The 20,495-nt window shown below is 68.4% G+C and carries 20 protein-coding genes, 2 tRNA genes and 1 pseudogene; 8 read left to right on the top strand and 15 right to left on the bottom strand.

Annotated elements, in window-relative coordinates; translation table 11 throughout:
• Window positions 1-3 precede the first annotated feature (3 nt).
• The 8 genes and pseudogenes from AB0M51_RS09390 to AB0M51_RS09355 all read right to left on the bottom strand — a co-directional run.
• Window positions 4-822, bottom strand: a complete 819-nt coding sequence (locus tag AB0M51_RS09390; protein ID WP_344188243.1) for a carbohydrate ABC transporter permease — start codon at window positions 820-822, stop codon at window positions 4-6.
• Complete coding sequence (locus AB0M51_RS09385; protein ID WP_344188244.1) at window positions 819-1,679, bottom strand: sugar ABC transporter permease; 861 nt, start codon at window positions 1,677-1,679, stop codon at window positions 819-821. Before AB0M51_RS09385 ends, AB0M51_RS09390 begins: the two co-directional genes overlap by 4 nt.
• Entirely contained in the window at window positions 1,676-2,989 is a 1,314-nt protein-coding gene (locus AB0M51_RS09380; protein WP_344188245.1) for a sugar ABC transporter substrate-binding protein, read from the bottom strand. The genes AB0M51_RS09385 and AB0M51_RS09380 overlap by 4 nt, the downstream gene beginning before the upstream one ends.
• Window positions 2,990-3,109: 120 nt before the next feature.
• Window positions 3,110-3,185 (bottom strand) — tRNA-Glu (locus AB0M51_RS09375).
• A 79-nt stretch (window positions 3,186-3,264) separates the two neighbouring features.
• Window positions 3,265-3,336, bottom strand: a tRNA-Gln gene (locus AB0M51_RS09370).
• A gap of 120 nt (window positions 3,337-3,456) precedes the next feature.
• Window positions 3,457-4,362, bottom strand: a complete 906-nt coding sequence (locus tag AB0M51_RS09365) for a CPBP family intramembrane glutamic endopeptidase (RefSeq protein ID WP_344188246.1) — start codon at window positions 4,360-4,362, stop codon at window positions 3,457-3,459.
• Window positions 4,359-5,873, bottom strand: a complete 1,515-nt coding sequence (gene gltX / locus AB0M51_RS09360) for a glutamate--tRNA ligase (RefSeq protein WP_344188474.1) — start codon at window positions 5,871-5,873, stop codon at window positions 4,359-4,361. The genes AB0M51_RS09365 and gltX overlap by 4 nt, the downstream gene beginning before the upstream one ends.
• Before the next feature lie 10 nt (window positions 5,874-5,883).
• Window positions 5,884-6,666, bottom strand: a pseudogene (locus AB0M51_RS09355) (fumarylacetoacetate hydrolase family protein); the annotation flags it as partial.
• Window positions 6,667-6,707: 41 nt separating this feature from the next.
• Between AB0M51_RS09355 and AB0M51_RS09350 the strand changes: the two are divergent.
• The 4 genes from AB0M51_RS09350 to AB0M51_RS09335 all read left to right on the top strand — a co-directional run bounded on the left by AB0M51_RS09350 (window position 6,708) and on the right by AB0M51_RS09335 (window position 8,674).
• Entirely contained in the window at window positions 6,708-7,190 is a 483-nt protein-coding gene (locus AB0M51_RS09350) for a GNAT family N-acetyltransferase (RefSeq protein WP_344188247.1), read from the top strand.
• Complete coding sequence (locus tag AB0M51_RS09345; protein WP_344188248.1) at window positions 7,187-8,035, top strand: 3-methyladenine DNA glycosylase; 849 nt, start codon at window positions 7,187-7,189, stop codon at window positions 8,033-8,035. Before AB0M51_RS09350 ends, AB0M51_RS09345 begins: the two co-directional genes overlap by 4 nt.
• Before the next feature lie 9 nt (window positions 8,036-8,044).
• On the top strand, window positions 8,045-8,239 hold the full coding sequence (locus AB0M51_RS09340; RefSeq protein WP_363748741.1) for a hypothetical protein: 195 nt from the start codon (window positions 8,045-8,047) through the stop codon (window positions 8,237-8,239).
• 135 nt (window positions 8,240-8,374) lie between these two features.
• Complete coding sequence (locus tag AB0M51_RS09335; RefSeq protein ID WP_363748739.1) at window positions 8,375-8,674, top strand: hypothetical protein; 300 nt, start codon at window positions 8,375-8,377, stop codon at window positions 8,672-8,674.
• Here AB0M51_RS09335 and AB0M51_RS09330 read toward each other — a convergent pair.
• A complete protein-coding gene (locus AB0M51_RS09330) occupies window positions 8,671-9,288 on the bottom strand; it encodes a class I SAM-dependent methyltransferase (RefSeq protein WP_344188252.1) in 618 nt (205 codons plus the stop codon). The genes AB0M51_RS09335 and AB0M51_RS09330 overlap by 4 nt on opposite strands.
• Window positions 9,285-10,106 carry a class I SAM-dependent methyltransferase gene (locus AB0M51_RS09325; protein ID WP_363748736.1) on the bottom strand — a complete coding sequence of 274 codons (822 nt, stop codon included), beginning with the start codon at window positions 10,104-10,106 and terminating at the stop codon, window positions 9,285-9,287. The genes AB0M51_RS09330 and AB0M51_RS09325 overlap by 4 nt, the downstream gene beginning before the upstream one ends.
• A 78-nt stretch (window positions 10,107-10,184) precedes the next feature.
• Between AB0M51_RS09325 and AB0M51_RS09320 the strand changes: the two genes are divergently transcribed.
• From AB0M51_RS09320 to AB0M51_RS09305, 4 genes are all read left to right on the top strand, one after another.
• Window positions 10,185-11,450: a Fic family protein gene (locus tag AB0M51_RS09320; protein ID WP_363748734.1), complete on the top strand. Its 1,266-nt coding sequence runs from the start codon at window positions 10,185-10,187 to the stop codon at window positions 11,448-11,450.
• Between the two features lie 70 nt (window positions 11,451-11,520).
• Window positions 11,521-12,099, top strand: a complete 579-nt coding sequence (locus AB0M51_RS09315) for a DinB family protein (RefSeq protein WP_344188255.1) — start codon at window positions 11,521-11,523, stop codon at window positions 12,097-12,099.
• 229 nt (window positions 12,100-12,328) lie between these two features.
• A complete protein-coding gene (locus AB0M51_RS09310) occupies window positions 12,329-15,118 on the top strand; it encodes a ribonucleoside-diphosphate reductase subunit alpha (RefSeq protein WP_363748732.1) in 2,790 nt (929 codons plus the stop codon).
• Between the two features lie 47 nt (window positions 15,119-15,165).
• The gene (locus AB0M51_RS09305; RefSeq protein ID WP_344188475.1) at window positions 15,166-16,155 is read left to right on the top strand and encodes a ribonucleotide-diphosphate reductase subunit beta; all 990 of its coding nucleotides are present in this window, start codon (window positions 15,166-15,168) and stop codon (window positions 16,153-16,155) included.
• Between the two features lie 63 nt (window positions 16,156-16,218).
• On the opposite strand, the gene AB0M51_RS09300 is transcribed toward AB0M51_RS09305, so the two are convergent.
• The 5 genes from AB0M51_RS09300 to cimA are packed head-to-tail and all read right to left on the bottom strand — an operon-like array spanning window position 16,219 to window position 20,451.
• Complete coding sequence (locus AB0M51_RS09300; protein ID WP_344188257.1) at window positions 16,219-16,797, bottom strand: isochorismatase family protein; 579 nt, start codon at window positions 16,795-16,797, stop codon at window positions 16,219-16,221.
• Between the two features lie 12 nt (window positions 16,798-16,809).
• Entirely contained in the window at window positions 16,810-18,135 is a 1,326-nt protein-coding gene (locus AB0M51_RS09295; protein WP_344188258.1) for an MFS transporter, read from the bottom strand.
• Window positions 18,132-18,575, bottom strand: coding sequence for a MarR family transcriptional regulator (locus AB0M51_RS09290; protein ID WP_344188259.1), 444 nt, complete (start codon window positions 18,573-18,575; stop codon window positions 18,132-18,134). Before AB0M51_RS09290 ends, AB0M51_RS09295 begins: the two co-directional genes overlap by 4 nt.
• A 47-nt stretch (window positions 18,576-18,622) precedes the next feature.
• The gene (locus AB0M51_RS09285) at window positions 18,623-18,865 is read right to left on the bottom strand and encodes a hypothetical protein (protein WP_344188260.1); all 243 of its coding nucleotides are present in this window, start codon (window positions 18,863-18,865) and stop codon (window positions 18,623-18,625) included.
• Window positions 18,862-20,451, bottom strand: a complete 1,590-nt coding sequence (gene cimA, locus AB0M51_RS09280; protein WP_344188261.1) for a citramalate synthase — start codon at window positions 20,449-20,451, stop codon at window positions 18,862-18,864. The genes AB0M51_RS09285 and cimA overlap by 4 nt, the downstream gene beginning before the upstream one ends.
• Window positions 20,452-20,495 lie beyond the last annotated feature (44 nt).

The raw sequence follows: 20,495 nt of genomic DNA, 5'->3' as shown, positions 1-20,495 counted from the left end.
CCTTTACTTGAGCCCGGTGCTCGACACGGACTGGACGAAGTACCGCTGGAAGCCGGCAATGACCACCAACGGGATGACGGTGAGGACCACGGCACCCGCGAACACGAGCCCGTAGTCGGCGAAGTTCTGGCCTTGCAGGTTGGACAGTGCGACCGGGCCGAGGATGTGTTTCGCGTCGGTACCGATCAGCAGCGGCCACACGTACGCCTGCCACTGGAAGAGGAACAGCATCAGCCCGGCGCCGATCAGCGCGGGCTTCGACAGCGGCAGGTAGATCCAGCGGAAGACGCCGAACCATCCCAGCCCGTCCAGCCGGCCGGCCTCGACCAGTTCGACCGGGACGCCCAGGAAGAACTGCCGGAGCAGGAAGATCGCCATCCCGTTCCCGATCCCCGGCAGCACCAGCCCGGTGAACGTGTTGGTCAGGTGCCAGTCCCGGAACATCGTCGACAACGGGATCGCGATCGCGTCGAACGGCACCAGGAAGCTCAGTACGACGATGCCGAACACGAGACCGCGACCACGGAACTCGAACGCCGCCAGCCCGAACGCCGCGGTCGCGCAGACCACGAGCCCGATCGCGACCGTGAGCGCGCTGACCAGGATCGAGTTCAGCGTCGCCCGGCCGATCTCACTGCCCAGCAGGGCCGAGTAGTTGGTGAGCGTCGGGCGCAGTTCGAAGAACGTCTGCCAGGACAGCGGGTTGAGATGCGCGAACGTCTCCGAGCCCGGGCGCAACGAGTTCGTCACGACCCAGAGCAGCGGCAGGAAGAACAGGATGCCGACGACCCCGCCGAGCACCGACAAACTGGCGCGCTTCACTGGTCACCTCGCAGCAGCCGGAACTGCCCGGCCACGATCGCCAGCGTCAGCACGACCAGGATGACCACCTCGGCGTTCGCCACGTGGATGTCGCCGATCGCGTACGCCCGGTTGTAGACGTCGTACATCAACAGGTTGCTGTTGCCGTTCGGCCCGCCCTTGGTCAGGATCTGCACCGGCGCGAACACGAGCAGGTTCGACACCGTGTCGGCGACCAGCACGAACGCGAGCGGCCGCCGTACCAACGGGAGGATCACCGAGATCATCCGCCGCCACGGTCCGGCGCCGTCCAGCAGCGCGGCCTCGCGGACCTCGACCGGGACCTCCTGGATCCCGGCGATCAGGAACAGCATCCAGTACCCGACGCCGATCCAGGACAGCAGCACGATCAGCGACGGCAGCACCTGGTTCGGCGACGTCAGGAACGGCTGTGCGGGCAGGCCGAGGCGTTGGAGTACGCCGTTCCCGAGGCCGTCGGGGCGGTAGATGACGCTCCAGATGACGGCCGACACGGCCGGCGGGGTGGCGATCGGGAGGATCACCAGCGTCCGCCAGAGCTTCGAGCCGGCCGCCTTCTGGGTGAACAGCACCGCGAGCAGGAACGAGACCATGACCTGGATCGGGTTCACCAGCACGGTGAAGAGCAACGTGACACCGACCGACTGCCGGAAATCCTTGCTGCCCAGCAGATCCGTGTAGTTGCTCAGCCCGGTGAACACCCGGCCGCCGCGCAACAGGCTCTCGGTGTAGAAGCTCTCCACCACCGCGGAGATCGCCGGAACGATCCGCAGGACGGCGAGGCACACCAAGGCCGGTGCGAGGAAGGCCAGGGCGATCAGCCCCTGCCGCTGTCTCACTTGATGGTCTTCCAAGCGTCGTTCAGCTGCTGAGTGGCCTGCTGCAGCCGCTGATCCGAGTTGGTCCCGTTCCGGATGTCGGCGAACGCCTTGCCCAGCACTTCCTCGAACTGGATGTACCCGACGCTGACCGGCCGCGACACCGCGGTGTGCTCACTCTCGTACGCCGTGATCGCCGCCGCACCGACCGTCTTCGCGCCGGAGAACGCGTCCATCTTCGGGGTGTACTGCTTCTGCGCGTCCAGGTTCGCCGGGATGATCGTCGTCGTACTCGTGGTGGCCAGGTTGCCGGCCGGATCCAGCGTCGCGAACTCGATGAACTTGCGGGCCATCCCCTGCTGCTTCGAGGCCGGGTTGATGCCGAGCGACCACGACCCGGTCGGAGTGACCGGCTTGCCGCCCTGGAAGTACGGCAGCGGCGCGACGCCCCAGTCGATCTTCGAGCTGCCGAAGATCTTCAGGTCCCACGGGCCGCCGACGAAGAACGCCACGTCGCCGTTCGAGAACACCGGTCCGGTCTGGAACCCGCCGATCCCGCGCGGCGACAACCCGCTGGCGAAGGTCGCGCCGTACCACTGCATCGCCTTCTTCCAGCCGTCGGTCTCGATCGCCGGCGTCAGCGCGTCGTCTCCGGTGATCCCGGATCCGCCGCCGAGCGACTCGGCCAGCGGCTGCAGCTGGTAGTACGCCTCCGGCTGCTCCATGAACAAGCCGTACTTCGTGCCGCCCGCCTGCATGCTCTTCCGCCCGGCCGCCTCGACCTGCTCCCAGGTCCAGCGCTGCTGCGGGTCCGCGGTCGGCGGCGTGACCTTCGCCTTCGCGAGCGCGGTCTTGTTGTAGAAGAGGTACTGCGTCGAGTTCCACATCGGCAGCGACCAGAGCTTGTCGCGGAAGTGGTTGGTCTCGTACGCCGCTTTGGTGAAGCTGCCCTTCACCTTGCCGTCCAGGTCGCTGAGATCGGTGAGGAACCCCTTCGCGGCGAGCTGCGAGACCCGCGGCTCGTCGACGGTGTAGACGTCGATCCCGGTGTCCTTCGCGCTCAGCCGCTGCTGCATGGTCGCGTTGAACTGGTCGAACGGGATCTGCGTGTAGGTGACCTTGATGCCCGGGTTCTTCGCCTCGAAGGCCTTGATCACCGGCTGGTAGGTCTCGGCGTTGTCGGTACCGGTGAACGTGATCGTCCCGGTCTCAGGCCCGGGGTCGGCCGTCGTGCTGCCGGATCCGTTGCCGCCGGACGAGCCGCCGCAGCCGGCCAGCAGCAGGGCCGCGGCGACCGCCACGGCCGGAAGAGCGAAGAGGTTCCGCCTCATGGCGATCCCCTTTCCATCACGCAGGGAGAAGGTCTAAGCGCTTAGACTCTAAGCGCTTAGACCTTGAGCTGTCCAGAACATGACGAAGGCCCCCGTCCGCGAGGACGAGGGCCTTCACTCTGGTAGCCCCGACGGGATTCGAACCCGCGCTACCGCCTTGAGAGGGCGGCGTGCTAGGCCGCTACACAACGGGGCCAGAGGTTTTGTCATCCGAACCTTGCGGCTCGGGCAACGAGGTTGAACTTTACCGATTTTCATCGGCGCGGTCCAATCCGCTGGGGTACCAGGACTCGAACCTGGACTAACTGAACCAGAATCAGTCGGGCTGCCAATTACCCCATACCCCAAAGGCATTTTCACTGAAGTTGGAGAGTTTGTTTCCGCCCTCACCAACCCGGCTCGGAGAGCTTACCCGAGCATGCGACCGGACACCAAAACGGGTCCCCGTCGGCGGGTTGTCACTCCCGTCACACCCGTCGCGGAGCCGTCGCCGGCAGCGTCGCGAGCGGCAGTTCGGCCCCCGTCCGCAGCTGCATCCGGCCGGCCATCCAGGTCGCGATCGCACCGAAGGCGACGAACTTCGCGACGTCGATCACGACCAGCGGCCAGGGCGCGTCCTTGACCTCGAGGCTCGCCCCGAGGCTGTTGGTCAGGCCGGCGAACACGAACGTCACGACGTTGTTCGCCGCGTGCGACGCGATCCCGGATTCGAGTCCGCCGGTCCGGATCGCGAGGAACCCGGCGACCAGGCCGAACGCGAGCCGGTCGACGAACAGCGCCGGGCTCTGCCACGGCCAGATCCCGTGCGCGAGCGTGAACAGCACGCCGGTGACGACCACCGCCACGATCGTGCCGCGCAGGTACGACCCGACCGCCTGTAGCAGGTAGCCGCGGAAGTAGTACTCCTCCCCCGCCGCCTGGATCGGTGAGGTCAGCAACGTGATCACGATGATCGCGACCACGTCCGGCGCCGCCGGCCCGCCGTGCCGCTCACCGGTGGCGAGCGGCACGTTGCCGAACTGGACGACCGCGAAGGCCAGCAGTTCGAGCACGATCGCCACCAGCGAGAACCAGGCCAGCGGCCGCCAGCGGAGCTTGCCGACCACCGAGGACAGCAGCCCGGGGGTCTGCCGGTTCAGCAGCCGGGCGACCAGCATCGACAGCGGGATCAGGATGATCAGCGTCAGGTTCGTCGCCAGCAGCCCGAACCAGGACAACGTCCCGGGCGGGTCTTTCCGGATCCCCTGCTGGATCCCGAGGATGACGATGCCGCCGATCATCCAGCCGACGAGGATCGTCAGCGTGCCGAGAACGACGTACGCACGCGGCGTGACGTCGTTCTTCAGCAGCCTCTGGTACGGCGTACCGCTCATGACGCTGACAGGGTACGGCGGGCCTGCTCGAGCCGGTGCAGGGACTTCTCCCGGCCGAGCAACTCCAGCGACTCGAACAGCGGCGGCGAGATCCGGCGGCCGGAGATCGCCACCCGGACCGGGCCGAACGCGTTCTTCGGCTTCAGCCCGAGCCCGTCGATCAGCGACGCCCGCAGCGCCGCCTCGATCGCCTCGGTCGTCCATTCTGCAGGGCCGAGGTCCGAGAGTGCCTTGGCAGCGGCGGCCAGGACCGCGTCCGCGTCCCCGGTCAGCACCTTCGCCGCGGCGTCCGGGTCGACCGCGAACCGCGCGTCGTCCACGAACAGGAACCCGAGCATGTCGGCGGACTCGCCGAGCGCGTTCATCCGCTCCTGCACCAGCGGCACGGCGGCCCGCAGTACGGCGAGCTGCTCGTCGGACGGCTGCTCCGGCAGCACCCCGGCCTTGGCCAGGAACGGGACCATCCGCTGCGCGAAGTCGTCCTGCGGCAGCATCCGCATGTGCGCGGCGTTGATCGCTTCACACTTCTTCGGGTCGAAGCGGGCCGCGTTCGCATTCACCTTGCGGATGTCGAAGGCCGCGATCATCTCCGCCATCGTGAACACGTCGCGGTCGTCGGCGATCGACCAGCCGAGCAGGGCCAGGTAGTTCAGCAGGCCCTCGGGCAGGAAACCGCGCTCCATGTACTCCCCGAGGCCCGCGCCCGGGTCGCGCTTGGACAGCTTCTTGTTGCCCTCGGTTCCCATCACGAACGGCAGGTGCCCGAACCGCGGCGTCCGTCCGCTCCCGATCCCGATCTCCGCGAGCGCCTCGTACAGCGCGATCTGCCGCGGCGTCGACGACAGCAGGTCCTCGCCCCGCAGGACGTGGGTGATCTCCATCAGCGCGTCGTCGACCGGGTTCACCAGCGGGTAGAGTGGGTAACCGTTCGCCCGCACGAGCACGTAGTCGCCGAGGTTCTCCGGCAGGAACGTGATCTCGCCGCGGACCAGGTCGTCGAACACGATCGGGCGGTCCGGCATCCGCAGCCGGACGACGGGACGGCGCCCCTCGTCGACGTACGCCTGGATCTGCTCGGGGCCGAGGTTGCGGCAGTGGCCGTCGTACCCGCTGTGCTGGCCGGCCGTGCGCGCGGCCTCGCGGCGCTGGTCGAGCTCCTCCTGCGAGCAGTAGCAGTGGTACGCCCGGTTCGCGCTGAGCAGTTTGGCGACGACGTCGGCGTAGATGTCCATCCGCTCGGACTGTTTGTACGGACCGAAATCGCCGCCGTTGTCCGGTCCTTCGTCCCAGGTCAGGCCGAGCCACTGCAGGGACTCCAGCGTGTACCGGTAGCCCTCCTCGGTGTTGCGGGCCGTGTCGGTGTCCTCGATCCGGAGGACCAGCTTGCCGCCGTAGTGCCGGGCGAACGCCCAGTTGAACAGCGCGCTGCGGATGTTGCCGACGGTCAGCAGGCCGGTCGGTGACGGTGGGAAGCGGACCCGCACCGCAGCGGGTTCCAGGTCGCCCAGCACGTCGTCAGTCACGCACGATCACCTTGTTCGTCAGAGTTCCGATTCCTTCGACGCTGACCGAGACCTCGTCGCCGGGCAGCATCGGACCGACCCCCGCCGGGGTGCCGGTGAGGACAACGTCGCCGGGCAGCAGCGTGGTGAAGGAGGTGATGTAGGCCAGCACCTCCGGGATGTCGAAGATGAACTGGCTGGTCCGCCCGTCCTGCTTGGGCTCACCGTTCAGCTCGGTGCTGACCCGAAGGTCGGACACGTCCAGCTCGGTGCTGATCCACGGGCCGAGCGGGCAGAACGTGTCGTACCCCTTGGCCCGGGCCCACTGCCCGTCGGACTTCTGCAGGTCACGCGCGGTCACGTCGTTCGCGATCGTGTAGCCGAAGATCACCTCGTTGACCCGCTCCTTGGGCAGGTCCCGGCAGATCCGGCCGATCACGATCGCCAGCTCGCCCTCGAAGTGCAGGTCGTTGGTCTGCTCCGGGTAGACGATGCCGTCCCGCGGGCCGATCACGCTGGTGTTCGGCTTCAGGAAGATCATCGGCTGTTCCGGTACGTCGTTCCCGAGCTCGGCGGCGTGCGCCGCGTAGTTCCGGCCGACGCAGACCACCTTGCTGCGCGGGATCACCGGCGCCAGCAGCCGGACGTCCGCGAGTTGCAGCTTCTCCCCGGTGAACTGGGCCGACCGGTAGAGCGGGTCCGAGTCGAGAACGTTGACAGTGCCGACGAGCCCCTCGGGGTCGTCGGTCTCGACGACGCCGTACTTCGGCTCGTCGTCCACGGAGAATCTGGCGATACGCACGGCCTGAGCCTACCGTCGGCGCGGAATGAGACAGTATTGCGGTGACTTTCGAGATCCGGCCGGCGGTTCCTGACGAGTACGACGCGGTGGGCGAGCTGACCGTGGAGGCCTACTCGCACGACGGTTTCGTCCGCGGTGAGTACGCGATGACGCTCCGTGCGGCCGCCGACCGCGCAGCCAAGGCGGAGCTGTGGGTGGCGGCTGATTCCTCCGGGTTGCTCGGGACTGTTACTTATTGCCCCGTCGGCTCTGTGTACCGGGAGATCGGCAAGGACGAAGAAGGCGAGTTCCGCATGCTCGGCGTGGCCGGCCGGGCGCGGGGCCTGGGTGTCGGTACGGCGCTGACCCAGCGGTGCATCGACCGCACCCGTGAGCTCGGCCAGCGGCGGATCGTGATGAGCAGCGCCACCTACATGACCGCCGCCCACCGCCTGTACGAACGCTTGGGCTTCCACCGCCTGCCCGAGCGTGACTGGGCCCCGATCCCGGGCGTCGAGCTGTACGCCTTCGCCCTCGACCTATGACGACGCTGCCGTTCGCCGAGTGGACGTCGTACGCCGAAGCCCACGCCCGGCGGGTCGACGTACTGCTTGCTGATCACCTGGCACGACGAAAGCGCCGCGAACCGCATCCCGTCGAGGATTTCCTCTTCACGTACTACCCCACCCGTCCGAACCAGTTGCGGGTCTGGCACCCGGGGCTCGGGGTGCGGCTGGAGGGTGGCGTTGCTTATGAAGGCCGACGCGGGTATGTGGTGGTGGACGGAACCGCTTCGCTCGACCCGGACGAGGTGGAACGCCGTAAGGACAGCATCACGTGGATCCGGGCCTTGCTGTCGTCCACGCTGGACCGCCAGCCGCAGTTCGGCTGTTTCGGGCTGCACGAGTGGGCGATGGTCTACCGGACTCCCGAAGTACGGCACGACGCCTGGTCGCTGCGACTAGGTGCCGAGGGCACCGATCAGGTCGTCGAGTCGCACAAGATCGGCTGCTCGCACTTCGACGCGTTCCGCTTTTTCACCACGCCCGCACGCCCGCTCAACACACTGCAACCCACCCGCGAGTCCCAGCCGGCGCTGGAACAGGGCGGCTGCCTGCACGCGAACATGGACCTCTACAAGTGGGCCTGCAAGCTGATGCCGTTCACCCCCAGCGCGCTGCTGCTGGAGTGCTTCGAGCTGGCCCGCGACATCCGCACCCTCGACATGCGCGCCTCGCCGTACGACCTGGCCGCGCTGGGCTACTCCCCCGTCCGCATCGAAACCCCCGACGGAAAAGCCGAGTACACGGCCGCCCAACGCACCTTCGCCGATCGCGCCCGCCCCCTCCGCCGCCGACTCGCCGACCTCTGCGACCAGTTGCTCGGCTAGGCTCGCTGTATGGGAAAGATCGTCGCGTTCGCCTTCGCCGCACTGCTGATCGCGACCGGTGGCGTCTGGACCCTGCAGGGCCTCGGCTACCTGAAGGGCAGCTCGATGACCGGCCAGACCCTCTGGGCAACCGTCGGCCCGATCGTCGCCGCCTTCGGCGTAGCCCTGGTCTTCGTCGCGATCCGAGGTCCGAAGAAGCGCTGACTGTCGGCCGGCGTGCCAGGCGACGTACAGGATCGCGGGGATGATCAGCACCTCGAGGATGCTGTTGACGGCGATGTAGTACGGGATCGACGGCAGGAACATCTGCTCCAGGGCCTCACCTGACAGCGAACTGCTGTGCAGCGCACCGTTGAGCAGGAGGATCGCCATCAGCCCGCCGCACCCGGCGAAGGCGAACCCGACCCCGCGGATCGCCGACGCGTCGTCGTCCAGGTCGTCCCGGAGCGGGTGGCCGACGTGTCGCGGTACTACGAACCGATGGGCGATCGCTGGCAGCAACAGGTCGCGACGTACACGGACAGCCAGCTGGAGTTCCTCGTCGAGTTCCTCCGGCAAGGGCGTGGAAGTGCCCAGGCCGAGACCACCGCCCTACGCACCAACGGCCGGCCACATGCCACCCGCCGCCGCGGCGCCTAAAGCCGAAGTACAGCCCACTGGTAGTGCATAGCGCGGTCGTTGTCCCAGGTCGCCCACTGCTCCACTTCGCCGTACCGGGCGAGAACCGACCGGAGCCCGTCGTCGGAGCGGATGCTGAAGAACCGCGCGGGGCCGTAACCCGTCCCGTCCTCCCAGGTCTGCTCGCTTCCGTTGGCGTCTCCCCACAACCCGATCGCCAACGGAGCGCCGGGCCGCAGAACGCGCACGATCTCCTGCAGGGCTTGGTCGAGGTCCTCGTCGGCCACGTGCAGCAGCGTGCTCATCGTCCACCCGGCGTCGAAGGTGCTGTCCTCGAACGGCAGCTCGAGCACCGAAGCGACCTCCGCGCGCAGACCCGACGCCCGGCAAGCCTCCACACTCGCGGGCGACAGGTCGACACCCGTGTAGTCCAAGCCCGCCGCCGCGATCGCCTCGCCGTCGCGGCCGGGTCCGCAGCCGATCTCCAGGACCGTTCGCCGGCCTTCTCCCTGCAACTGGTCGAGGTACGCCGTACGCCGGGAGACGCGTGGCTCGGCGAGTTCGCGATCGACCCGCGCGTGCAGCTCGCCCGTGTAGTACGCGACCAGATCGCGTTCCCTTGCCGCGCGGTTCATCGGGTGGCCTTCAGCGCGAAGAACAACGGGATCCGCGGCGCGTCGTCGGGCAGGCGCCACCAGCCGTCGGGGGTTTGCTCCATCTGCGGCCAGCGGGGCCACGGCAGCACTTCGGACTCGCGCAGGGTGGTGATCCGGAAGCCGGCGGACGCGAGAGTGGTGACGATCTCGCCGAGTCCGTGGCGCCATTCGTAGCTGGTCTGGCGACCGGGGACCTCGTCGCCGGTGTAGGTGACGGTGGAGTCGTGCGCGATCGCGCCGCGCCCTTCGAGGTAGTCGGCGCGGAGGACGAGGTCATCGGATTCGCCGGGGAGGCCGACCTCGCGGAGGGCGTTGAGCAGTGGGTGGAACTCGACGACGTACAGGAACCCGCCGGGCTTCAGCAGATCGCGGACGGTTTCCGCCCATTGCTTCAGGTCCGGGAGATAACAGAGCGCGCCCTTGCCCGTGTAGACGACGTCGAACTGCCGCCCGTCGACCGCCTGCACCGCGTCGTACACGTTGGCATGCAGGTATTCGACCTCGACCCCCGCACCGGCGGCGATCCGCCGCGCTGCCTCCAGCGACTTCTCCGACAGATCGAGCCCGCTGGTCCGCGCACCGCGGCGCGCGAACTCGATCGTCTCGGTGCCGAGATGACACTGCAGATGCAGTACGTCGCGACCGTCGAGCGGGCCGAGGTCCGCCCATTCGTAGTCGGCGAACCAGTACTCGGCGGGCTTGTCGTAGAACGTGCTCGCCGCGTGCAGCGGCGCTCGGGCGTCCCAGTCGGCCTGGTTGGCTGCCACCATCTGCTGCGTCTGCTCGTCCAGAGTCACAGCAGCAGTCTGCCCGCTGTCCGGGCCACTTTATCCACAGCCCTTGTTCAAGGTTTGTGGATAAGCTTGAATAAGAGTATGGCGAGAGTCGAGTTGCACCGCTGGCCCGGGCACCCCGACGGGTTCACCCGGGCGGAGCGCCTCGGCGGGCCGTACGAGCTGTATCTGCCCGACCCGCTGACCGGGCGCGAGTTCGACCTGCCCGACGACGTGCTCGCGCTGCTCGAGGACGCCGCCGGCGACCTCGCCCGCCTGGACGCGACCGCCGCCGTACTGACCAACAGCGAGGCGCTGGCGCGGTTGCTGCTGCGGGCCGAGGCGGTCGGGTCGTCGCACATCGAGGGCCTGGTCGTCGGCGCGCGCCGGCTGCTCAAGGCCGACGTACTGCGGGACCGGACGCACGACGTGACCGCCGAGGAGGTGCTCGGCGCGGTCGACGCGATGACCTGGGTGACCGAGTCCGTGCAGGCCGGCGACAAGCTCGAGGTCGACCACCTGCTGGAGGCCCACCGCCGGCTGATGGCACCGTCGCCGACCCCGGAGTACGGCGGCGAGATCCGCTACCTGCAGAACTGGATCGGCGGCCGCTCCCCCGCCGAGGCGTACTACGTCCCACCGCCGGCGCAGCTGATCCCGGAACTGCTCGCGGACCTGATGACATTCGTCCGCGAGTCGCCGCTGCCGGTGCTCGCGAAGACCGCGATCGCGCACGCACAGTTCGAGACCGTCCATCCGTTTGCCGACGGCAACGGCCGGACCGGGCGCGCGCTGATCCACCTGATCCTGCGCGCCGACGGGCTGATCACCCGGACCGTCCCGCCGGTCTCGCTCGCACTCGCCACCCACGCCGGCGATTACGTCGAGGCACTGACGGCCTTCCGGTACGTCGGACGCGCGACCACCGCGAAGGCTCGCGCGGCGGCGAACCCGTGGCTGCGGATGTTCGCGACGGCCTGTACGCACGCGACCGCGGAGGCGGCCCGCTTCGAGCAGACCGCGACCGATCTCAAGGCCGCCTGGCGGGACCGGGCCGCCCCGTTGCGCGCCGGGTCCGCGGCCGAGCTGCTGATCGACGCGCTGCCGGCCGCACCGGTCCTCACGCTCGCGGCAGCCGCCCGGCTCATCGACCGCTCGCAACAGGCCGCGAACCAGGGCCTCGCGCGGCTCGTCGAGGCCGGCGTACTGCGGGAGCTCACCGACGGACGGCGCAACCGAGTCTACGAGGCGCCGGAGCTGATCGACGCCTTCACGTTGCTCGAACGCCGCTTCGCGAGCCCGGCCGCGGACACGCGGATCGAGCGGCCTAGCAGACCGGTGCCGCCGAGGCCAGGACCGACACACTAGGCGTTTGACTTTCCTCCGGAGAGCGAGCAAGAATTCGAACACATGTTCGATCGTACCGGGGAGAGTTGAGATGGCGGCGTTCGACTGGGACATCCTGCACCGGCCTTCGGCGATGGCGATGGTCCGCGGCCAGCTGGGCTTCAGCTGGATGGTGCTGTCCGGGCGCCTGGCCCAACTGACCGACGAGCAGTACTTCTGGCGACCCGGCAGCGAAGCACTCACCGTCGTCCGGCGGCACCACGCCGGGCGGTACCGGCCGCTCGGGTCGGGCGAGTGGGTCGCCCAGTGGCCGGACGAGCCGGACCATCGCGGGCCGCGGACGATCGCCTGGCTGATCGCGCATCTGACCGAGACGTTCTTCGAGCGCTGGGAGTGGACGTTCGGCGCCGGCCGGCAGGGCCGCGCCGACATCACGCTGCACGGCAACGCGCAGGACGCGGTCGCCTGGCTGACCTACTGGGTCGAGGCCTGGCAGGAGGCGATCGCCGACCTGGACGAGAGCGAGGCGATGACCGTCGGACTGAGTCAGGCGAACGAGCTCGACGCCTCAGAGCCCTTCGGGCACGTCGTGCTGCGGCTCAACCGGGAGCTGATCCACCACGGCTCCGAGATCATGACCCTCCAGGATCTCTACGCAGTCGCGGCTTGAGGACACAAGATGTGCGACCTGCGGCGTGGCGCTACCACAAGATCTAGTTCGCTCCACCTAGCATCACTACTACTGGTGGTTCAGCCTGCCGCATGCCACAAGATGTGGTATCGGCATGCCCGAGCAGCTGCCATCGGTGCGTGTACCGCCGGTGCACGCGGTCCGAGACCTCACGGGTCTCCGAACTCTTCTGGAGCGCACACCTGTGACCATTGCTTCTTCATCATCCGTGGCGACCACCGGCCAGGCGGTCGAGCTGACCGTCGTCCGCCGCGACGGCAGCAGTACTCCGTTCGATGCCACCAAGATCTCCGTCGCGATGTCGAAGGCGTTCCTCGCCGTCGAGGGCACCGACGCCGGCAGCACCCACCGGGTCCGGGACCTGGTGGCCGACCTGACCGGACGGGTCGTGACGGCCTTGACCAGCCGCGGTGAAGTCCGCCGCAGCGTGCAGGTCGAGGACATCCAGGACCAGGTCGAGCTGGCGCTGATGCGCGCCGGCGAGCACCAGGTCGCCCGCGCCTACGTGCTGTACCGCGAGGAGCGGACGAAGGCCCGCACCCCCGCTGATCCTTCCGGCATCACCGACAGGCCGGCCCTGACCGTCCGCGCGGCCGACGGCAGCCGGTCCCCGTTGGACGTCGACCGGCTCCGGGTCGTGGTCGCCGAGGCCGCCGCCGGTCTGGACGCCGTCGACCCCGAGCTGATTCTGAACGAGACACTCGGCGCCTGCTACGACGGAATCGCCCAGCACGAGGTCGAGCTCGCGCTGGTGATGGCCGCCCGGTCGTACGTCGAGACCGAGCCGCAGTACAGCCTCGCCGCATCCCGCCTGTTGCTGGACCGGATCCGCCGCGAGGCGCTCGGCCGGGTGCACGGCGAGCCCCGGCAGGCCAGCCAGGCCGATATGCGGCAGGCCTACACGTCCTACTTCGCGCAGTACATCGAGGTCGGCATCGAGGCCGGGCAGCTCGACCCCGAGCTGGCCACGTTCGACCTCGACCGGCTGGCCGCCGCGATCGACCCCGACGCCGACCTGACCTTCACGTTCCTCGCCCTGCAGACGCTCTACGACCGCTACCTGCTGCACCTCGACAAGGTGCGCTACGAACTGCCGCAGGCGTTCTTCCTCCGCGTCGCGATGGGCATGGCGCTCCGCGAGGACGACCGCGAGACCCGGGCCATCGAGTTCTACCGGCTGCTGAGTTCGTTCCGCTTCATGTCGTCGACACCCACCCTCTTCAACTCCGGCACCACCCGCCCACAGCTCTCGTCGTGCTTCCTGACCACGGTCCAGGACGACCTGTCCGGCATCTTCACCGGCATCCGCAACAACGCCCTGCTCGCCAAGTACTCCGGCGGCCTCGGCAACGACTGGACCCCGGTCCGCGGCATCGGCGCCAGGATCCGCGGCACCAACGGCGAGTCCCAGGGCGTGGTCCCGTTCATGAAGGTCGCCAACGACACCGCGGTCGCGGTGAATCAAGGCGGGCGTCGAAAGGGCGCGGTGTGTGCGTATCTGGAGACGTGGCACATCGATGTCGAGGAGTTCCTCGACCTGCGGAAGAACACCGGGGACGAGCGCCGGCGGACGCATGACATGAACACCGCCAACTGGGTGCCCGACCTGTTCATGCAGCGGGTCGAGGCCGGTGGTGAGTGGACGTTGTTCTCGCCGGACGAGGTGCCGGACCTGCATGATCTCTACGGCGCGGCGTTCGCGGCGGCGTACGTCGCGTACGAGGCGGCGGCGGATCGAGGGGAGATCCGGGTGTTCAAGCGGGTCAAGGCGGTCGACCTGTGGCGGCGGATGCTGACGGTGCTGTTCGAGACCGGGCATCCGTGGATCACCTTCAAGGACGCCTGCAACCTGCGGTCGCCGCAACAGCACGACGGGGTTGTGCACTCGTCGAACCTCTGCACCGAGATCACGCTGAACACGACGGTCGACGAGACCGCGGTCTGCAACCTCGGCTCGGTCAACCTGGTCGCCCACCTGACGGCGGACGGGCTCGACGCCGAGCTGCTCCGGGACACCGTCAGGACGGCGGTCCGGATGCTCGACAACGTCATCGACGTGAACTTCTACACCACCCCGGAGGCCGAGCGAGCGAACCAGCGGCACCGGCCGGTCGGGCTCGGGCTGATGGGGTTCGCGGACGCTCTCGCCGTGCTCCGGCTGCCGTACGCGTCCGACGCGGCGGTCGAGTTCGCGGACAGCTCGATGGAGCAGATCAGCTACCACGCGATCGAGGCGTCCAGCGACCTCGCCGCCGAGCGCGGCCGGTACTCGTCGTACGACGGATCGCTGTGGAGTCTCGGGATCCTGCCGATCGACTCGCTCGACCTGCTGCACACCGCCCGCGACGGTGAGGTGGTCATCGACCGGAGCACCCGGCTGGACTGGGAGGCGCTGCGCGCGAAGGTCCTCCGCGACGGCCTGCGGAACTCGAACGTGATGGCGATCGCGCCGACCGCGACGATCTCGAACATCTGCGGCGTGAGCCAGTCGATCGAGCCGACGTACAGCAACCTGTTCGTGAAGTCGAACATGTCCGGCGACTTCACCGTCGCGAACCCGTACCTGGTCGCGGACCTGAAGGCCCGCGGGCTGTGGGACCAGGTGATGGTGTCCGACCTGAAGTACCACGACGGCGTGCTGGCCGGGATCGAGCGGATCCCCGCGGACCTGCGCGAGTTGTACGCGACCGCGTTCGAGATCGACCCGCTGTGGCTGGTGAAGGCCGCCTCGCGGCGGCAGAAGTGGATCGACCAGGCACAGTCGCTGAACCTCTACATGGCGAAGCCGTCCGGGCGCGCGCTCGACGAGCTGTACCGGTCGGCCTGGCGGTACGGCCTCAAGACGACTTATTACCTGCGTTCCCAGTCAGCTACCCATGTGGAGAAGTCCACCTTGCAAGGCACCGACGGACGGCTGAACGCCGTCTCCGTGGCCGTTCCCGAGCCGACCGGAGCGGTCTGCGCCATCGACGATCCCGACTGCGAGGCCTGCCAGTGAGCACGATTTCGATCGGAGCGGACCGCGTGCACGTCGCCGACAAGGCGATGATCAACTCGCGCGCGGACGTCAACCAACTGCTGCCATTGAAGTACACCTGGGCCTGGGAGAAGTATCTGGCCGCCTGTAACAACCACTGGATGCCGACCGAGGTTTCCATGCAGGCTGACATCTCGCTCTGGAAGTCCAAGGACGGTCTGACCGAGGACGAGCGGCTGATGCTGAAGCGCAACCTCGGGTTCTTCGCCACCGCGGAGTCCCTGGTCGCGAACAACATCGTCCTCGCGGTCTACCGCCAGCTGAGCAACCCCGAGTGCCGGCAGTATCTGCTGCGCCAGGCGTTCGAGGAGGCAGTGCACACGCACACCTTCCAGTACATCTGTACGTCGCTGGGGCTGGACGAGGGCGAGCTGTTCAACATGTACCGCGAGGTCCCGTCGATCTCCGACAAGGACGCGTGGGCGCTGAAGTACACCCAGCACCTGGAGGACCCGGACTTCCGCACCGGTACGCCGGAGGCCGACACCGCGTTCCTGCGCGACCTGATCGCGTTCTACGTGGTGTTCGAGGGGATGTGGTTCTACACCGGGTTCGCGCAGATCCTGTCGCTCGGCCGGCGCAACAAGATGGTCGGGATCGCCGAGCAGTACCAGTACATCCTGCGCGACGAGTCGATCCACCTGAACTTCGGCATCGACTGCATCAACCAGATCAAGCAGGAGAACCCGCAGCTGTGGACGAGTGGGTTCCAGACCGAGGTCCGGCAGATGCTGACCGAGGCGTGCGAACTCGAGGTCGCCTACGGCCGGGCCACGATGCCGAACGGGATGCTCGGCCTGACCGCGGACCTCTGCGAGCAGTACATGCACTTCGTCACCGACCGCAGAGCGGAACAAATCGGACTCAATCCGATTTTCGGTGAAACGCGGAACCCCTTCGGATGGATGTCAGAGGTGATGGATCTGAAGAAGGAGAAGAACTTCTTCGAGACCCGCGTGATCGAGTACCAGTCCTCCAGCGGCCTGAGCTGGGACTGACCACCCCGATCAGGAAGGCCCGCGGTGCAACTCGCCGCTCCGCGGGCCTTCCGCCCGGCGCATTCACCCGAGCAGGGCGAGGATTTCCGCGGTGCTGCCGGTCTCGCCGAGGCGCGGGAAGATCCGGGTCAGGGAGTTGTGGTGGGCATCGGCGGACAGGTCGGTCATCGCGTCGGTGGCCAGGGTGACGTGGTAGCCGTGCTCGAACGCCGCCCGCGCCGTCGACTCGACGCCGATGCTGGTCGCGATCCCGGTCAGCACGATCTGCGTGATGCCGCGGCGGCGCAGGTGGAGGTCGAGGTCGGTGCCGTGGAACGCGCCCCAGTTCCGCTTGGTGACGACGATGTCCTCGGCACGACCGGCCAACTGCTCGACGATCTGGTCGGCTCCCGGCGGCGGCGCCTGCCGGGCGGAGCGCGGGGGCTGCTCGGTGCGGCCCGGGACCCAGTCGGCGCCGTCGGAGGCGATGCTCACCCGGACCAGCACCACCAGCAGGTCGTGCTTGCGGAACGCGTCGGCGAGCTCGACCGTCCGGGCGATCACGTCGGGCGTCGGATGCGGTTCGCCCGGGAGCGCGGTGACGCCGTTCTGCAGGTCGACGACGACCAGCGCCGTCTTCGGGTCAAGGGTTGTGACAGGCACAGCAGTACCTCTCTATTCGGGGAGTTGCAGGAAGGTCACCAGCACCAGCAGGCCGGCGATCACGACCAGGAAGACCGCCATCTCGTGCAGACCGGCGGTCGTCGCGCCGTGCTGGAAGAAGTGGGCGTTGGCCGCCGCGGAGATCAGCGCGCCGACGTACACACAGGTCCGCAGCAGGCCCGCGGACGAGCCGATCCGGGCCGGGTCCGCCTGCTGGTACAGAGCGGTCTGGTTGGCCAGGTTGTTCAAGCCCTGCGGTACGCCGGCGATCACCACGACGACCACGAGGATCCACACCGGGGTCGACGAGCCGACGAACAGCTGCGCCGCCGCGGCCGCGAGCAGAAAGGAGCCACCGGCAACCAGTTTGCCGCGGACCGCCGCTCGCCGTCCGGTGATCGCGGTGACCACCACCGCTGCGAAGGACAACGGCAACAGCAGCAGGCCTGCCTTCGACGCGTTCAACCCGCGCGCCTCCTCCAGCCACTGCGTGAAGCCGTAGAGGAACGAATACGCGCCGACGTAGGCGAGCACCTGGCGTAGGTAGGTCATGATCAGCGGACGGTTGCCGCCCAGCACCCGCAGGTCGATGAACGGCGCCACCACCCGCAACTGCGCGATCACGAACCCGACGCCCAGAGCGAGCGCGAGCACCAGCAGGTACCAGCGTGAGACGGCCGGGCGCATCAGGAACAGCATCAACGAGACCAAGGTGGCGGCGAACAACACGATCCCCGCGTAGTCGAGTCCCCCGGCGCTCCGCGAGCGCGCGGTCCGCGGCAGCCAGAGCGCGCCGAGCACCACGCAGGTCAGCGACAGCGGCACGTTGATCGTGAAGATCAGGTGCCAGCCGCCGAGTCCGATCAGCAGGCCGCCCAGCGTCGGGCCGATCACCGCGATCACCTGGTTCGCGATCGACAGGCTGCTCAGGATGACCGCGGGCGTCTCCATCCCGGTCCGGTCCGCCTCGGTCCGGATCAGCGACATCGCCGCCGGATACGCCGCCGACGTACCGAAGCCGAGCAGGACCCGGGAGGCGATCAGTACGCCGAGGTTCGGGGCGAAGGCGGCGAGCAGGCCGGCGACGCCGACCAGCGAGGTGGCGATCAGGTACAGCGGGCGCGGGCCGAAGATGTCGACCAGTCGACCCATCACCGGCTGACCGACGGCGGTCGCCAGGTACAGGCCGGTGACCAGCCAGGCAGTCTCCGACGGCGGTACGCCGAACGCGGCGCCGATCGGGATCAGCGCGACGGCCAGCATCGACGAGTTGATCGGGTTCAGCACCGATCCGACCAGCATCGGGGCGATCAGTCGCCGGTCGAAGCGCTCCGTCACCGCTCGGTCGCCGCCTCGATCGCGTGGTCGAGCAGCGCCAGCGCCTTGATGATGGTCTGCCGCTCCGCCTCCGTGCAGTGCTCCTGCAACGTCTGCGCCAGCCACTCCTGACGCACCTTGCGGTCGCCCTGCAGGCGGTGCCGGCCCTTGGCCGTCAGCGACACCACCTGCCGCCGGCCGTCCGACGGATCCGGATGCCGCTCGATCAGGTCGGCGTCCCGCAGCGCGGTCAGGATCGCCGCCACGGACTGCGGCCGGATCCGCTCCACGGCGGCCAACTGGCTCGCCGTCGCCGGCCCGTCCTTGTCCAGCCGGCTGAGCACCGACGACTGCGACGGGGTCAGGTCGTCGGTCTCGGCGAGCGCCTTCAACCGGCGCTTGACCCGGCCGAAGACGACCCGCACGTCGCCAGCAGCTTGTGTCGCCGAAGTACTGATCACCTCGCCAACACTAAATTAGACAGTCCAAACTGTCCAGTTTGAACTGATCAGTTGGAACTGACGGTTACCTCCAGCACACCGATCACCTTGTCCAGCCGGGCAGCCACCCGCTCGGCGTCGAAGCCGTTGCCCTCGACCACGATCCGCAGCTCGCCCCGGTCCAGCGACAACATCAGCTCCCGGACGTCGTACGGATTCAGCAGTACCGCGACCCGCGCCAGCAGCCCGTCGACCTCCGTCACCTGTGCGGTGAAGACCGTCAGCACCCGTTCAACGGCGAGCAGGCTCATCGCGCGACCTCCTTGTGGCGCAGCAGACCGAACGTGAACCCGTCGACCAGCGCCTCCCAGGACGCCTCGACGATGTTGTGCCCCACGCCGACCGTCACCCACGAGCCCTCGCCGTCCGCGGTCTCGATCAGGACTCTGATCACGGCGTCGGTGCCGTGCCCCTGGTCGAGGATCCGGACCTTGTAGTCGACCAGCTCGAACTTGTTCACCGCCGGGTACGCGCGCTCGATGGCGGTCCGCAGCGCGTGGTCGAGCGCGTTCACCGGGCCGTTGCCCTCGCCGGTGACGATCTCCCGCTCCCCCGCCGCGACCAGCTTCACGGTGGACTCCGACACCGCCTCGCCGTCGGCCCGCGACTCGGTGATCACCCGCCACGACTCGACGTCGAAGTAGCTCGGCCGCCGGCCGTCGACCTCCTCGGTGAGCAGCAGTGAGAACGAGGCGTCGGCCGCCTCGAACGTGTACCCCCGCGACTCCAGGTCCTTCACCCGATCAGCCACCCGTCCGACCAGCTCCCGGTCGTTGCTGAGGTCGAACCCGAGTTCGCGGCCCTTCAGCTCGATACTCGCCCGGCCGGCCATCTCCGACACCAGCATCCGCATGTCGTTGCCGACCCGCGCCGGATCCGTGTGCTGGTAGAGGTCCGGGTCGACCTTGATCGCGCTGGCGTGCAGCCCGGCCTTGTGCGCGAACGCCGACAGCCCGACGTACGGTGCCCGGCTCGACGGCGGCACGTTCGTCACCTCGGCGATCGCGTGCGCGATCCGGAACGACTCGGCCAGGTTGCCCGCGGGCAGCAGTTCCATCCCGCGCTTGAGCTCGAGGTTCGCGACGATCGCGAGCAGGTCCGCGTTGCCGGTGCGCTCGCCGTACCCGTTGATCGTGCCCTGGACGTGCGTGACGCCGGCCTCGACGGCGGCGATCGAGTTCGCCACCGCGCAGCCGGCGTCGTTGTGACAGTGGATGCCGAGCCTGGCCCCGGTCGATTCGAGTACGTCGCGGACGACGTCCTGCAACTCCCGGGGCAGCGTGCCGCCGTTGGTGTCGCACAGGGCCACCACGTCGGCGCCGGCCTCGGCGGCCACTCGTACCACTTCCAGCGCGTACGCCCGGTTCGCGCGGTAGCCGTCGAAGAAGTGCTCGGTGTCCAGGAAGACCCGCTGCCCGTTGTCCCGCAGGTGCCGGACCGTGTCGGCGACCATCCGCAGGTTCTCGTCGAGCGTCGTCCGGAGCGCCCGTTCGACGTGCGCGTCGTGGCTCTTGGCAACGAGTGTGACGACCCCCGCCCCGGAGTCGCGGAGCGCGGCGACCTGCTGGTCGTCGGCGGCCGGCGTCCCCGGCTTGCAGGTCGCCCCGAAGGCCGCGAAGGTCGCGTTGCGCAGGTGCAGCTCGGTCCGCGCGCGCTCGAAGAACTCCGTGTCCTTGGGGACCGCGCCCGGCCACCCGCCCTCGATGAAGCCGACCCCCAACTCGTCCAGGTGCTGCGCGATGGCGATCTTGTCGGCCACGGACAGCGCCAGACCCTCCTGCTGCGCGCCGTCGCGCAGGGTGGTGTCGTACACGTGGAAGTCGTCCGAGATGCTCATGCGGGTCGGCCTTTCGGAAGGGGCGTCGGGCAAACAAAAAACCT

Source organism: Kribbella sp. NPDC051137 (genome assembly GCF_040682535.1).
GTDB lineage: Bacteria > Actinomycetota > Actinomycetes > Propionibacteriales > Kribbellaceae > Kribbella > Kribbella karoonensis.
This window is presented reverse-complemented; position numbering and strand designations above follow the sequence as displayed.